Here is a 13,984-nt window from a genome sequence, read left to right as displayed (position 1 = left end):
AGCCGGCTCAACCCATCGAGGAGGAATCGTTCATGCAATGCATCGTCAACCGCCACGCGTTGAACATGCCGAAACTGGGGCTCGGCACGTGGCCCATGCTCGGCGACGACTGCACGCGCGCGGTCGCGCTCGCGCTGGAATCGGGTTATCGGCACCTCGATACCGCGGCCGCATACGAGAACGAAGCGGCGGTCGGCGAGGCCATCGCGGCGTCGAACGTCCCGCGCGAGCAGATTCACGTGACCAGCAAAGTGTGGTGGGACCAGTTGAGCCCCGAACGCATGCGGAAATCGCTCGACAACACGTTGCGCGCGCTGCGCTCCGACTACGTGGACCTGTTCCTGATCCACTGGCCGGCGCCCGACTGGAATCTTGCCGAGACGATCGACACGCTCGTGTCGTTCAAGGAGCAAGGACGCGCCCGGGCGATCGGCGTCGCGAACTTTCCGCTTCCGCTGTTGCGCGATGTCGTTGAAAACCGGCAGGCACCGCTGGCCGCGATACAGGTCGAGTACCACGTGCTGCTGGGTCAGGCGCGGCTGCTGCAATTCGCGCGCGAGCACGACATGGCGCTGATCGCGTACAGCCCGCTCGCGCGCAACCGCGTGTCGGAGATTCCGGAGCTGCAGCGGATCGCCGACAAGCATCGCGTGCTGCCGACCCAGGTCGCGCTGAAATGGCTGCTTGACCAGCCGAACGTGGCCGCCGTGCCGAAGGCGGCCGGACAACGCAATCAGCTCGCCAACCTGGCATCGCTCGACGTGGGCCTGGACGACGCCGATCGTGCGCTGATCGGCGGCCTGCCGAAGAACCAGCGCCTCGTCAGCCCGGCTTTCGCGCCGCAGTGGGACCCGGCTGAATGAAGAACCGGGGTGGGGCATTGCGCACGCCCCGAGGTCCGGCGCTCAATGGATTCAGCAACCAGAGTGCGACTCCGTTTTCGAGATTACAGAGTCGCGCCCGTTGATAGGACAGATGCTTTTATCAGGTGAATGGCCAACAAACGGTATGCCGAACCTCCCGTTCTGCTGGCGACTCGAGAGTGATACGGTGAACGCCGAATGGCTGCATCGCGTGCGCTGCCTGCATTCGCAAAGGCACGCCGCTCCCGCGCTGTCCAAGCACCAGCCGCGCGACCTCCGCTGCCCACGCTCGCTCTATTCGAGCGAGATCATGTCAACGCGCCGCTCCCGCCCCCCCCCAGACCACGCGCTTCCCGCGTGATCGCCGCCGCAGCGCTCCCGATCCCGACGAGCGCCAGTTGCGAAATCCGACAACACACTTTCAACCATCCAGACAACAATCGAAGAAAAAAAGGGCGAGCAAAATCCGCGGCTCGCCCTTAAAATGCACCGCTTAGTTAATTTCTACAGCTAACCAGGCTGCACGATCAGGATCTGCGAAGCCCGCATCCGCGCATGCATGCAACGCGGCGCCGCCTCCATGTGATCGAACAGGGCCACCCGCTGCGCCCTCTTCCTGCCTTCGATGCAGCCCAGGCGCAACCGGATAGAAGACACTCATGTCCAAGCAATCAACTGCAGGGCCGATTCATGCTTCGGCCCGAATCGGCCTGATCGCCGCGGGATTGGTCTCGCTGCTTCTCGGGCTCTATTTCATCATCGGCGGCGGCATGCTCGTCGCACGCGGCGGTAGCTGGTATTACCTGCTGGCAGGGCTCGCGCTGTGCGCGACCGGCGTCCAGCTCGCCCGCCGTCGCTCCAGCGCGGTCGCGATCTACCTCGTCATGCTGATCGCCACGGCGCTGTGGGCCGTCTGGGAAGTCGGCTTCGCGTTCTGGCCACTCAACGCGCGGATCTTCATGTTCTCGATGATCGGCATGCTGCTCGTGACGGTCTGGCCGCTGCTGCGCCGTGCCGAAGGCAAGGCGCCCGCACGAGGCGCGGCATGGGGCATCGCCGCCGTGCTGCTCGCCTGCAACGGCGTGTTCGTCTACGGGATGTTCGTGCCGCACGGCACGTTCGGCACCGAGACGCCCGCGCCGGCGGCGGGCATCGCAGGCACCGAGGACTGGACGGCATACGGTCACTCGGCCGGCGGCGACCGCTTCGCGGGCTACACGCAGATCAACCGCGACACGGTGAAGAACCTGCAGGTCGCATGGACGTTCCACACCGGCGACACGCCGCTCAGCCCGGACGGCGGCGGCTCGGAAGACCAGGAAACGCCGCTGCAGGTCGGCAAGACGCTGTTCCTGTGCTCGCCGCACAACACGGTGATCGCCGTGGACGCCGCAACCGGCACCGAAAAATGGCGCCATGCGTTTCCGACCAAGACGACGGTCTGGGTGCGCTGCCGCGGCCTCGCCTACTTCGACGCGGACAAGCCGCTCGTGCAGCCGACCGTCGCCGGTTCGACGCCGGTCCTGCCGATCGCCGCGTCCGGCGATCCGGCCGTGTGCCGCCGCCGCATCTTCATGAACACGATCGATGCGAAGCTCGTCGCACTCGATGCCGACACCGGCAAGCTCTGCGACGCATTCGGCGATCACGGCATCGTCGACATGAAGGCCGGCCTCGGTAACGCGAAGAGCCCGCTGTACGAACTCACGTCGGCGCCGACGGTCGCGGGCACAACGGTGGTCACGGGTGGCCGCGTGGCCGACAACGTGTCGCTCGACATGCCCGGCGGCGTGATCCGCGGCTTCGACGTGATGACCGGCAAGATGAAGTGGGCGTTCGATCCGGGCAATCCGGACGATCACGCGGAGCCGGCACCGGGCAAGATCTTCACGCGCTCGACGCCGAACGTGTGGGCGCCGATGACCTATGACGCGACGTCGAACACGATCTACATGCCGGTGGGCAATGCGGCGATCGACCTGTGGGGCGTGAAGCGCACCGCGCTCGACGAGAAGTACGGTGCATCCATCCTCGCGCTCGACGCGACGACGGGCGCGGAAAAGTGGCACTTCCAGACCGTTCACCACGACCTGTGGGACTACGACGTGCCGATGCAGCCGACGCTGATCGACTTCCCGATGGAAGATGGCAAGCGCGTGCCGGCGCTGATCGTCGGCACCAAGATGGGCCAGCTGTTCGTGCTCGATCGCGCGACCGGCAAGCCGCTGACGAAGGTCGTCGAACATCCGGTCAAGACCGCGTCGATTGCGAACGAGCCGTATTCGAAGACGCAACCGCTGTCCGTCGGCATGCCTCAGATCGGCGCGGACGTGCTCAAGGATTCGGACATGTGGGGCGTCACGCCGATCGACCAGTTGATGTGCCGCGTGATCTTCCGCGGTATGCGCTACGACGGCCTTTTCACTGCACCGGACACCGATCGTTCGCTCAGCTTCCCGGGTTCGCTCGGCGGCATGAACTGGGGCGGCCTCTCGTATGATCCGAACGCGGACATGATCTACGTGAACGACATGCGCCTCGGCCTCTGGGTCCATCTGGAAAAGGAAAAGAACCGCAGCGGTACATCCAACGGCAACGAATCGGTGAACGCAGGCATGGGTGCGGTGCCGCTCGGCGGCACGCCGTACTCGGTGCTGAAGGACCGCTTCTTCTCGCCGCTCGGCATCCCGTGCCAGAAGCCGCCGTTCGGCAGTCTCACCGCGGTCGACCTGAAAACCCGTAGCATCGCATGGCAAGTCCCGCTCGGCACCGTGAAGGACACGCGCCTCTACGGCGTGCCGATGCACATGCCGTCGCCGATCGGCATGCCCACCATCGGCGGCTCGCTCACGACGGGCGGCGGCCTCGTGTTCTTCGCCGCGACGCAGGACTACTACCTGCGCGCGTTCGACAGCTCGACGGGCAAGGAAGTGTGGAAGGCACGTTTGCCGGTGGGAAGCCAGGGCACGCCGATGAGCTATACCCTCAACGGCAAGCAGTACATCGTCATCTCGGCAGGTGGTGCGCGCCAGTCGCCCGATCGAGGCGACTACGTGGTTGCCTACGCATTGCCGGACAACAAGTAAGCGCCTGATTCGACCGGATTGCGTGCGGCATGGTGCGGCAACCCTCGCCGCACCACGCCGCACGCGACGCGTCGCCCCACTGCCGAGGCTGCCCGCCTCCCTTGCCCATGAGTCATTCCCTTCCCGCTTCCCGCCCCCGACGTCACGATGCCGCGTCGGAAAACGGCCGAGCGCGCCGGCCGGCGGCCGGCACACGTGTCGCGCTCCGCATTGGTGTCGCAGCGGCGGCCATTGCCGCGCACGCATCCGTGGTCCATGCACAAAGCAGCGTGACGCTGTACGGTGCGATCGACACGAGCATCGAAATCACGAATCCGGGCTCCGGCTACGTCGCGCGGATGGATTCCGGTGCGTATCGCGGCTCGCGCATCGGCGTGCGCGGCGCCGAGGATATCGGCAACGGCGTAAAGATCCTGTTCGATCTCGAGAACGGCTTCGGCTCGACGGACGGCAGTCAGGCCGTCGCCGGCACGTTGTTCAACCGCCAGGCCTGGATCGGCGTGAGCTCGCGCTACGGCACCGTGCGGATCGGCCGCCAGTATTCGCCGATCTACATCCCGTTCAAGGGGCATCTCGATGCGTTCGGTGCTGGCACGATCGCGTCGGGCCTCGACAATCTGTCGAAAATCACGCCGTACGAAAGCAACGCGATCACGTACCTTTCACCCGAGGTCCATGGCTTCTCGACCACGATCATGGCGTCGTTGCGCGCGCCAACCGACGGCGACGGCAATGGACTGGCAGGCCACATCGAGACGTTCTCGTGGCATGACGGCCCGCTCCGCATTTCATATGCGCACCAGCAAACCCACGGCAGCGGCGCATTGCGCGCCAACCTCGGCGGCGCCTCCTATGCATTCGGCCCGGTGACCGGCTTCCTCTCGTATTTCAATGGCGACGGCGGAACGCCCCGCTACCACAACGACGGCGTGTCGGCCTCCGCGCGCTATGCGGTGAGCGCGCGTTTTCGCACGTCGCTGGGGTACACGTGGCTGCGTGACCGGTCGGGCGGCGACAACGACGCCGACCAGTTCAGCGCCGCGTGCGAATACGATCTGTCGAAGCGCGTCCTGCTCTATGCAAGCGCGGCCTGGCTGCATAACCGTGGCCAGGCCGCGTTCACGCTGAAAGGCGTGAACGTGATCGGCCTCACGCCGTCGTGGCCGGGGGCGTCGGTGCGCGGAATCCAGTTCGGGATGATCGACCGTTTCTAGAAGCCACCGCCAGTTGCCGCAAGCAAGGCGAGCAACTGATTCGCTGCCTGCAGCGCCTGCACGGACGTGAATCCCGCTAGACGCGTTCCCGGGTTCCCGGGTTCCCGGGTTCCCGAACGGATGCTGCGCGCGATCGCCTCGAGCGTGGCGATCGTATCGACCGACTCCGCTTCGGTGCTGCCGTTCCACGGCTCCCGGCCGGGCCGGACGGCGCGCACGAAGCGCTCGGTTTCCGCGAGAAGGCCGCTGTCGCCCGGCAGCACGATGGTTTCCCGCGGCGTCGCGGACGGTACGCCGCGGCGCAGATGAATCTCGGGCGGCCCGGCTTGCGGCGGGCTGTTGACGAAGGTCGTCTCGAGGATGCCGTCGGTTCCCGTGATCCGCCGTGACGGGGAAACGCCGTGTTGAAGCTGCATGCGATCTGGCCCAGCACGCCGTTCGGCAACGCGAGGCAGGCAGTCACGGTGAGATCGACCTTCGTATCCGATCAGCGCGCAGCGGCACTGAACCGCACCGAATTGGGTGGAGGCTCGTATTCTTGAGAGAATCGAGCCATGAACAAGAAGGCAAGCACGTTTTCCCCGGATGTCCGAGAGCGTGCAGTGCGCCTGGTACGCGAGCAGCGTAGCGAACATCCTTCGATGTGAACGGCAGTCGAATCGATTGAACCGATGATCGGCTGCACGCCGCAGACGCTTCTGGATTCGGTCAATTCAGACATGAATGCCCCCGGAAATTTGGTGGGTGAGATTTGGTTCTGGGGACTTGAGGGCACGCATCGTCGGATAAATGAAAGCCTCGCCGGTTGCGGGCATGACGCTTGCGCCCGCCCTCAGTATCTTTCTCCATGCGCGGCCGGCGCCGATAATGCGTACGGCAGCGGCCGACGACACCGCACCGAGGCAAGGAGGCTCCCCGCATGACGACGCTGTTCAAGCCGGGCGACCACGTCCGCTGGAATTCCGAAGCCGGTTACGTGACCGGCACGATCATCGCGATCCACACGCAGGATTTCGACTACAAGGGCCATCGCCACCGTGCGTCGCCCGACGATCCGCAATACGAGATCAAGAGCGATCGCACCGACCACATCGCCGCGCATCGCGGGCGCGTGCTCGAACGCATTGCCGACAAGGACGACACGTGACGCTCCCGTTCTACACGATCGGCCATTCGAACCGCACGCTCGACGCGTTCGTCGGGATGCTCGACGCGGTCGATATCGCGCTGCTGGCCGATATCCGGAAGATGACGCGTTCGCGCACCAATCCGCAGTTCAACGAAGCAACGCTCCCCGCCGCACTGGCCGCGGTCGACATCACGTACGAGCACATCGCGGCACTCGGCGGACTACGCGGCAAGTCGCGCGGCGTGCCCGACGAGGTCAACGGCTTCTGGACGAACCGCAGCTTCCATCGCTACGCCGACTACGCGCTGTCGCTCGAGTTTCGAACGGGCCTCGACCGGCTGATCGCGCAAGGGCACCGGCAGCGCTGCGCGATCATGTGTTCGGAAGCCGTGTGGTGGCGCTGTCATCGGCGCATCGTGTCCGATTACCTGATTGCGCGCGGCGAAACGGTGCTGCACATCATGGGCCCGAATCGCGTGGAGCCCGCGCGCCTCACGGCCGGCGCGGCGATCCGGGACGACGGGACGATCGTCTATCCGGACGTCGAAGGCGACGCGCCAGCAGACGAAGCCGGCGCGCAGCCGACCGCGTGACGCGTCACCGATCGTGCGCGTGATGCCGTGACGGCATGAAAGCGTGAAGGTGCGCAGACCCGATGCAACGCCCACGTCGATCGACCGCGCCCGCTGCGCACCCGATACGCTGCACGCTCACCCCGCTTTGCGCCGCCGCGATCCTGCATTACCATCGTGCGTCCACCGCGCGTACGCGCGCGCCCCGCCACCTCTGCACTCCCGCACCGATGCTCGCCCTCATCATCATCGCCGGCCTGTGGGCCGGCCTGCAGAACGCCCTCGCGGGCGGCGGCTCGTTCGTCACGCTGCCCGCGCTGATCGTGTCGGGGATGTCGCCGCTCGCGGCGAACATCACGTCGACGGTCGCGCTGTTCCCCGGCCAGGTCACGACGGGCTGGGCGAGCCGGAACATGGTGCGCGGCGCGGGCAAGCTGTCGTTTCGCGCGCTGTTCGCGATCAGCGTGGTCGGCGGCGCGCTCGGCGGCCTGCTGCTGCTGAAAACCCCGTCGTCGATCTTCTCGCACCTCGTGCCGTGGCTCGTGCTGTTCGCGACGGTCGTGTTCGCATGGGGCAGCTTCTTCCGCAAGCCCGGCGCCGGCACGCAGCATCTCGGCCCCGTCACCGCCGCGATCTCGCAATTCCTGATCGCGATCTACGGCGGCTACTTCGGCGGCGGCATCGGGTTCCTGATGATGGCCGCGCTGACGATGGCCGGCCTGTCGCCGCGTCACGCGATGTCGACGAAGAATGCGCTCGCTGGCGTGATGAACGCGTCGGCGGTCGTGCTGTTCCTGACCTCGCCGCACCTGCACTGGCGCGAGGCCATCGCGCTCGGCGGCGGCGCGATCGCCGGCGGCCTGCTCGGTGCGTGGGCGCTGCACCGCGTGAACGAGCGCGTGCTGCGGATCGCGATCGTCTGCATCGGCGCCGCGCTGACCGTCGGGCTGTTCGTCAAACCGATCTGACGCACACGCGCCGAGCGCGCGGATGGCACGCACGCCGTCGGTCGCGACGGATTCGCAATCAATGGGCAAGCGGCCGTGCGCCGAGCGCTGGTGTGAGTCACGCGCCCGCCTCGATGTCGCGGGCGCTTGCGACGACTTGCGCGCCAAGCGCTTCGATCCTTGCAGGCGGGTGCGTTCAGCCGAACGGCCGCACGCCGATCAGCGGGCCGTGCAGGAACAGCGCGAAGACGGCCCATACGACGAGCCCGGCGACGATCGTCACGGCATCGCCCGACAGCCTGCCGGCCGGATAGCGGACGCCGTCGAGGCGATCGCGCGCGCGCCACACGACGAAATCGACCAGCGACCACACGAAGAATGCGCCGAACAGCACGACCGCGTGCAGCGTGCCGTTCGCGAGCAGGTGCGCGATCGCCCACACCATCACGCCGGCCACCATCGGATGGCCGACGAGCGTCTTGATGCGGTTGCGCGGCACGTAGGACGCGGTGATCAGCACGAATGCGATCGCGGTCAGCATGCCGGTGAGATGGCGAATGCCGACGGGCGACACCCACAGCAGCGTCCCGCCCTGGCGCGCAATCCCGTAACCCCAGATGATCAGCACGAAGCCGACGATCGACACGATCGCATAGGGGCCCTTCCAGCGTTTCTCGCCGATCCGCTCGATGGTCGCGGATCGCCAGCCGTCCGCGACGATCCGAATCGAATGCACACCGAGGAAGATCGCTAAACCGAGAATCAGGACGAGCATCGGCTATCTCCGTCTGGAACGATGAGTTGGGAATCATTCGCGCGGCTTTCGATGCGCCGTTCGCGAGGCCGGCAGCGAGACCGGCTCGGGTTGCGCCGGGCATGGACACAATCGCGCCGATCATAAACGCCGGGGCCGCCGTTGTGAAGCAGCCGGAACATGCGGTGCGTCAAACCCGGCGCTTGCGTGCACCCGCGGTGGCTCGAAAGCAAGGAAAGGAAATGCGCCGCCGTACGCTCGGCGCTAGGTGCGCTTGCGTGTCGCTTCCGGTTTCGGCGCCGGCTTCGACTTCGGCCGTGCCTTGCGCTTCGGCGCCCCGGCCAGCAGCGCCGCGCGATACGCGCCGCGACACCAGTCGAACAGCGCGCCCGTGTCCTCGAGCACGTCGGCCGGCGTTTCGTAATAGCCCTCGAGTGCAACGGTGCGCGTGGGACGCTCATACGAGAACGGCCCCATCCCCGCCGCGACGAACGCGGGACGGTTCACGTCGTCGACGCGCAGGAACAGCGACCCGCGCGACATGAAACCGAACATCACGCCGTCGAGCCGCATCGCGGCGCCGCTGAAGAACCGCACGACCTGTACGTTGCCGAGCGGCGCGAGCCGATACGCGATCTCCTCGCCGTGCGCCTTCTCCGATTGCCAGCTCATGCGAGCCCCGTGCAGCGCTGCGTCCACACGTCGAGTTCCGCGTCGTCGAAGCCCACGGCCGCCGCGCTCTCGCGGATCTGCCGCCACGTCGCACGATCGACCGGAATGCCGTCCGCGCCGCGCGCGGCGCGGCTCGCCTCCTCCGGCTCGCCGGGCATCCGCACCGGCGCGTCGCCCGCCTGCGGCGACGCCTTCGCCCATTCGACGAACGCATCGGCTTCGCGCTCCGCATCGGCCGCGTCGAACGCGTTCGGATCGATCAGCACCGACAACATCCCGTTGACGATCGCGCTCGTCTTCTGCAGCGTGCCGCCGTAGGTCGTATGCCCGCCGACCAGCGCGCCGCCGAAAATCTCGCACATCGCCGCCAGCGCATAACCCTTGTGCAGTCCGAACGGCAGCAGCGAGCCGAACGGCTGCTCGTGCATGACTGCCGGATCGTCGGTCGGCCGACCGCGATGATCGATCAGCGACCCGGCCGGCACGCGCTTGCGCTGGTTGTATGCCACCCGCGTCTTGCCATACGCGATCGCGCTCGTCGCGAAATCGAGCAGCAGCGGCGGCCGGCCCGCGCGCGGATACGCGGCGCAGAACGGATTCGTGCCGAAACGCGGATCGGTGCCGTGCAGCGGCGCGACGAGCAGGTCGCCCGGCACGTTGACGAAATGGAACGATACGAGCCCCGAGCGCGCGCACTGCTCGGCCCAGTGCCCGATGCGGCCGAGGTGATGGACGTCGCGCAGCCCGATCGCGCAGATGCCCATGCGTCGCGCGCGCTCGATCCCTTCGACCATCGCCTCGAACGCGATCACCTGGCCGAAGCCGCGCCCGCCGTCGATCGTCAGTACCGCGCCGCCGTCGCGAACGATCGACGCGTGCCCGTTCAATTGCAGCTGCCCTTCCCGCCACGACGCCACGTAGTTCGGGATCATCCCGATCCCGTGCGAATCGTGACCCGCCAGATTGGCACCGACCAGATGATCGGCAACGAGCCGCGCCTCGCGCTCGCTGCTGCCGGCCCGCTCCCAGAGTGCCGCGACGAATGCATGCAGCGGTTCGGCGCGCATGCTCAGCGGGTCGGTATCGGAAGTCGGCAGCGCGGTCATCGGCAAGGCTCCGTGAGGTCGGGGTGAATCCGGGTGAATCCGGTCGAATCCGTTCGGGTCGGGCAGCGCGAACGCTCAGCGCGAGGACGCGATCACGTCCGCCACCGCCGCGGTCAGCTTCTTCGCGTACGGCACGTGCAGGAACTCGTTCGGGCCGTGCGCATTCGACTTCGGCCCGAGCACGCCGCACACCATGAACTGCGCGGACGGGAAGCCGGCCTGCAGCACGTTCATCAGCGGGATCGTGCCGCCGAGACCCATGTACGCGCAGTCCGCGCCGAAGTGGCGACGCGACGCGGCGTCGAGCGACGACGCGAGCCACGGCGCGAGATCCGGCGCGCTCCAGCCGGTCGCGGCGCCCGCGTCCGGCTTGAACGTGACCTTCGCGTTGTACGGCGGATCGAGTTCGAGCAGTTCCTTCAGCTGCTGCACGGCCTGTGCGGCGTCGACGAGCGGCGGCAGGCGCAGCGACAGCTTGAACGCGGTGCGCGGACGCAGCACGTTGCCCGCGTCGGCGAGCGCCGGCAGACCGGCCGCGCCCGTCACGGACAGCGACGGACGCCACGTCGAATTCAGCAGCGCCTCGCGCGGATCGGTCGTGGTCGGCAGCACCGGCTTGCCGTCCGCGCCGCATGCCCACGGCAGCCCCTTCCACACGGCGTCGCCGAGGATCGCGGCGGCCGTGTCGGCTTCGCGTACGCGGCTGTCGGGAATCTCGCAATGGAACACGCCCGGCAACAAGTTGCCGTTCTTCGCATCTTCCAGGCGCTCGAACAGCTGGCGCATCACGCGGAAGCTCGACGGCGCGATGCCGCCGAAGACGCCGGAGTGCACGCCTTCCTCGAGCACCTCGACCTGCAGGTCGCCGGACACCAGCCCGCGCAGCGACGTCGTGAGCCACATCTGGTCGTAGTTGCCCGCGCCCGAATCGAGGCACACGACGAGCGACACCTGGCCGAGCCGGTCGCGCAGCGCGTCGACGTACGGCAGCAGGTCGTAGCTGCCCGACTCCTCGCAGGTCTCGATCAGGCCGACGCAGCGCGGCCGTTCGACGCCCTGCTCGTCGAGCGCGCCGAGCGCCGCGAGGCTCGCGTAGATCGCATAGCCGTCGTCCGCGCCGCCGCGGCCGTACAGCTTGCCGTTCTCGTACTTCGGTGTCCACGGGCCGAGGTCCGCGCGCCAGCCGTCGAATTCGGGCTGCTTGTCGAGGTGGCCGTACAGCAGGATCGTGTCGGTGCTGCCCGAGCGCGTCGCAGGCGTTTCGAAGAAGATCACCGGCGTGCGGCCGGGCAAGCGCACGATCTCGAGCTTCAGGCCTTTCACCGGCTGGCGTTCGGCCCACTGCGCGGCATCGGTGACGACCCGCTCGAGATACCCGCGCTTCGCCCAGTCGGGGTCGAACGCGGGGCTCTTCGCCGGGATCGCGATGTAGTCGGTCAGTGCGTGGAGAATTTCATCGTTCCACTTGCGCTCGACGAAGGTAACGAGCTTGTCATGGTCGAGGACGGGGGTAGTGTCGACGGAGGTCATGGTGGGGTGCCTGGATAGGGCTGACGAAAAACCGGATGATACGCCGATGCCCCCGCCCCAGGGCGCTTTCCGTGGCCGTATTCAGGGGCCCGTTCGGGCCCGTTTCCCGCAGCGCCTGGCGCGCCCGCTCAAACGGCCTGCGGGAAGGCGGTATCGTCATCGGAATCACCGTTCGGTTAAAACAATCACGGGCGACGGCGAGCGCATTTCGAGTACTCGATAATAACCGACCAATTCGATCAAGACTTTCCGAGTCATTCAGCCCATAAATTGAATTAACCAGTTCGGCAAAAAACAATTATCCGTTCGATTTTCACGACATCTCGCCCGCGAACATGACCGGGGCCGGCTCAAGCCCGCCGCGCGGGGCCATGCGCCCCCATCGGGTCGCATCATGACATTTCATCTTCATCAATGATGATCATCAATATTCAAGATATTAAATTACATCGTTTACTCTTACTCGAATTCAATTAAGAGATAAGATGCTGTCGTTCAATAAAACGACGGACCATTCCGGAATCGTCGACGGGCGCCGGGCCGCGCCACCTCAACCGCATCACGATCATTCAAGGAGCCTCGCATGTCCGATGCCAGCTCGTCCCCCTCCCGCTCCACCGTCGCGCCAGCCGCGACCGCCACGCCGAAAATCGGCGTCATCCCCGCCACGCTGATGGTTGCGGGCAACATGATGGGCTCCGGCGTCTTCATGCTGCCCGCGAACCTCGCCGCCACCGGCGGCATCGCGATCTTCGGCTGGCTGATCACCGTCGTCGGCGCCGTGTCGCTCGCGCTGGTGTTCGCGAAGCTCGCGGCAATCGACCCGGCCGCCGGCGGCCCGTATGCGTATGCGCGCAAGTCGTTCGGCCCGTACATCGGCTACCAGACCAATCTGATCTACTGGCTCGCGAACGTGCTCGGCAACGTCGGCCTGGCGGTCGCCGGCCTCGGCTATCTCACGCACTTCTTCCCGATGCTGCGCGACCCGCTGGTATTCGCGCTCGCGCAGATCTTCGTGATCTGGTTGTTCACCTACGCGAACATTCTCGGACCGAACGTGGTCGGCCGCGTGCAGTCGGTCACGACGATCTTCGCGCTCGTGCCGATCCTCGGGATGGCCGTGTTCGGCTGGTTCTGGTTCAGCAAGGACGTGTACTTCGCCGGCTGGAACGTGTCGGGTACGAGCAGCTTCGGCGCGATCGGCGCGACCTTGAACTTCACGCTGTGGGCGTTCATCGGCGTCGAGAGCGCGTCGGTGTCGGCCGGTGTCGTCGAAAACCCGTCGCGCAACGTGCCGATCGCGACCGTCGGCGGCGTCGTGCTCGCGGCCGTCTGCTACGTGCTCAGCTCGACCGTGATCATGGGGATGATCCCGAACAAGGCACTGCTCGCGTCGAGCGCGCCGTTCGCGGATGCCGCGCGCCTCGCGCTCGGCGACACCGCCGCGAACGCGGTCGCGATCTGCGCGGCGCTCGGCTGCCTCGGCTCGCTCGCGGGCTGGACGCTGCTGGTCGGCCAGACCGCGAAGGCCGCGGCCGACGACGGTCTGTTCGCCGGCGTGTTTGCCCGCGTCAACTCGAAGAACGTGCCGTCGGCCGGCCTTGCGATCGTCGCGATCATCATGTCGGTGCAGGTGCTCGCGACGATGTCGCCGAGCGCGAGCGAGCAGTTCGGCAAGATCGCGTCGATCGCCGTGATCATGACGCTCCTGCCATACATCTACTCGTGCATCGCGATCAAGGTGCTCGGCTACGGCAAGATGCCGTCGCACCAGTTCACCTTCTACACGATCGTCGGCCTGATCGGCGCCGTCTACGCGCTGTGGGCGATGGTCGGCTCCGACGGCCAGCAGACGCGCTGGTCGCTGATCTTCGTGATCGCGACGATCGTGTTCTACGAGCTGTCGATCAACCGTCAGCGCGAAATCGAGGAAACCCACATCCATCCGGGCGGCCGCTCGCCGCGCTGGGTGCGCTACCTCGCGCTCGGCATCACCATCGCCGCGCTCGTCGCGACCTTCTGGATCTCCGTGGGCCGACACACGGCCGACATCCTTCACGCACGCTCGCCGGCCGCGGGCGTCCAGGCAACCCAGCAAACGGGGGAATGAC

The 13,984-nt window shown here is 66.6% G+C and carries 12 protein-coding genes; 7 read left to right on the top strand and 5 right to left on the bottom strand.

Features of this window, described 5'->3' with window-relative positions:
• Positions 1-32 precede the first annotated feature (32 nt).
• The 3 genes from BTE28158_RS06255 to BTE28158_RS06245 all read left to right on the top strand — a co-directional run bounded on the left by BTE28158_RS06255 (position 33) and on the right by BTE28158_RS06245 (position 5,163).
• Positions 33-863 (top strand): aldo/keto reductase, encoded by an 831-nt coding sequence (locus BTE28158_RS06255; protein WP_124901212.1) that lies wholly within the window; start codon positions 33-35, stop codon positions 861-863.
• 659 nt (positions 864-1,522) lie between these two features.
• Positions 1,523-3,949 carry a membrane-bound PQQ-dependent dehydrogenase, glucose/quinate/shikimate family gene (locus BTE28158_RS06250; RefSeq protein WP_059685886.1) on the top strand — a complete coding sequence of 809 codons (2,427 nt, stop codon included), beginning with the start codon at positions 1,523-1,525 and terminating at the stop codon, positions 3,947-3,949.
• A gap of 107 nt (positions 3,950-4,056) precedes the next feature.
• Entirely contained in the window at positions 4,057-5,163 is a 1,107-nt protein-coding gene (locus tag BTE28158_RS06245; protein WP_151049781.1) for a porin, read from the top strand.
• On the opposite strand, the gene BTE28158_RS06240 is transcribed toward BTE28158_RS06245, so the two are convergent.
• Positions 5,160-5,579: a Gfo/Idh/MocA family oxidoreductase gene (locus BTE28158_RS06240; protein WP_151049779.1), complete on the bottom strand. Its 420-nt coding sequence runs from the start codon at positions 5,577-5,579 to the stop codon at positions 5,160-5,162. The genes BTE28158_RS06245 and BTE28158_RS06240 overlap by 4 nt on opposite strands.
• 503 nt (positions 5,580-6,082) lie before the next feature.
• Between BTE28158_RS06240 and BTE28158_RS06235 the strand changes: the two genes are divergently transcribed.
• The 3 genes from BTE28158_RS06235 (at position 6,083) to BTE28158_RS06225 (ending at position 7,832) form a co-directional block, all read left to right on the top strand.
• Entirely contained in the window at positions 6,083-6,310 is a 228-nt protein-coding gene (locus tag BTE28158_RS06235) for a hypervirulence associated TUDOR domain-containing protein (RefSeq protein ID WP_059600140.1), read from the top strand.
• Entirely contained in the window at positions 6,307-6,885 is a 579-nt protein-coding gene (locus tag BTE28158_RS06230; RefSeq protein ID WP_151049777.1) for a DUF488 domain-containing protein, read from the top strand. Before BTE28158_RS06235 ends, BTE28158_RS06230 begins: the two co-directional genes overlap by 4 nt.
• 209 nt (positions 6,886-7,094) lie before the next feature.
• Positions 7,095-7,832: a sulfite exporter TauE/SafE family protein gene (locus BTE28158_RS06225; RefSeq protein WP_151049775.1), complete on the top strand. Its 738-nt coding sequence runs from the start codon at positions 7,095-7,097 to the stop codon at positions 7,830-7,832.
• Between the two features lie 175 nt (positions 7,833-8,007).
• Here the strand turns inward: BTE28158_RS06225 and BTE28158_RS06220 are convergent, their stop codons facing one another.
• The 4 genes from BTE28158_RS06220 to BTE28158_RS06205 all read right to left on the bottom strand — a co-directional run bounded on the left by BTE28158_RS06220 (position 8,008) and on the right by BTE28158_RS06205 (position 11,873).
• Entirely contained in the window at positions 8,008-8,586 is a 579-nt protein-coding gene (locus BTE28158_RS06220) for an NnrU family protein (RefSeq protein ID WP_124901206.1), read from the bottom strand.
• A 243-nt stretch (positions 8,587-8,829) separates the two neighbouring features.
• Positions 8,830-9,237 (bottom strand): TfoX/Sxy family protein, encoded by a 408-nt coding sequence (locus tag BTE28158_RS06215; protein ID WP_124901205.1) that lies wholly within the window; start codon positions 9,235-9,237, stop codon positions 8,830-8,832.
• Positions 9,234-10,343, bottom strand: coding sequence for a malate/lactate/ureidoglycolate dehydrogenase (locus tag BTE28158_RS06210; RefSeq protein ID WP_124901204.1), 1,110 nt, complete (start codon positions 10,341-10,343; stop codon positions 9,234-9,236). The genes BTE28158_RS06215 and BTE28158_RS06210 overlap by 4 nt, the downstream gene beginning before the upstream one ends.
• Positions 10,344-10,418: 75 nt before the next feature.
• The gene (locus tag BTE28158_RS06205) at positions 10,419-11,873 is read right to left on the bottom strand and encodes a M20 family metallopeptidase (protein WP_151049773.1); all 1,455 of its coding nucleotides are present in this window, start codon (positions 11,871-11,873) and stop codon (positions 10,419-10,421) included.
• Positions 11,874-12,456: 583 nt separating this feature from the next.
• On the opposite strand from BTE28158_RS06205, the gene adiC reads away from it, so the two are divergent.
• The gene (gene adiC / locus BTE28158_RS06200; protein ID WP_151049771.1) at positions 12,457-13,983 is read left to right on the top strand and encodes an arginine/agmatine antiporter; all 1,527 of its coding nucleotides are present in this window, start codon (positions 12,457-12,459) and stop codon (positions 13,981-13,983) included.
• Position 13,984 lies beyond the last annotated feature (1 nt).

Origin of the sequence: Burkholderia diffusa (assembly GCF_902499115.1) — a bacterium.
In the GTDB taxonomy this organism is placed as follows: domain Bacteria; phylum Pseudomonadota; class Gammaproteobacteria; order Burkholderiales; family Burkholderiaceae; genus Burkholderia; species Burkholderia diffusa.
The sequence above is the reverse complement of the archived record's forward strand: the minus strand, read 5'-3'. Positions and strand labels throughout refer to the sequence as shown.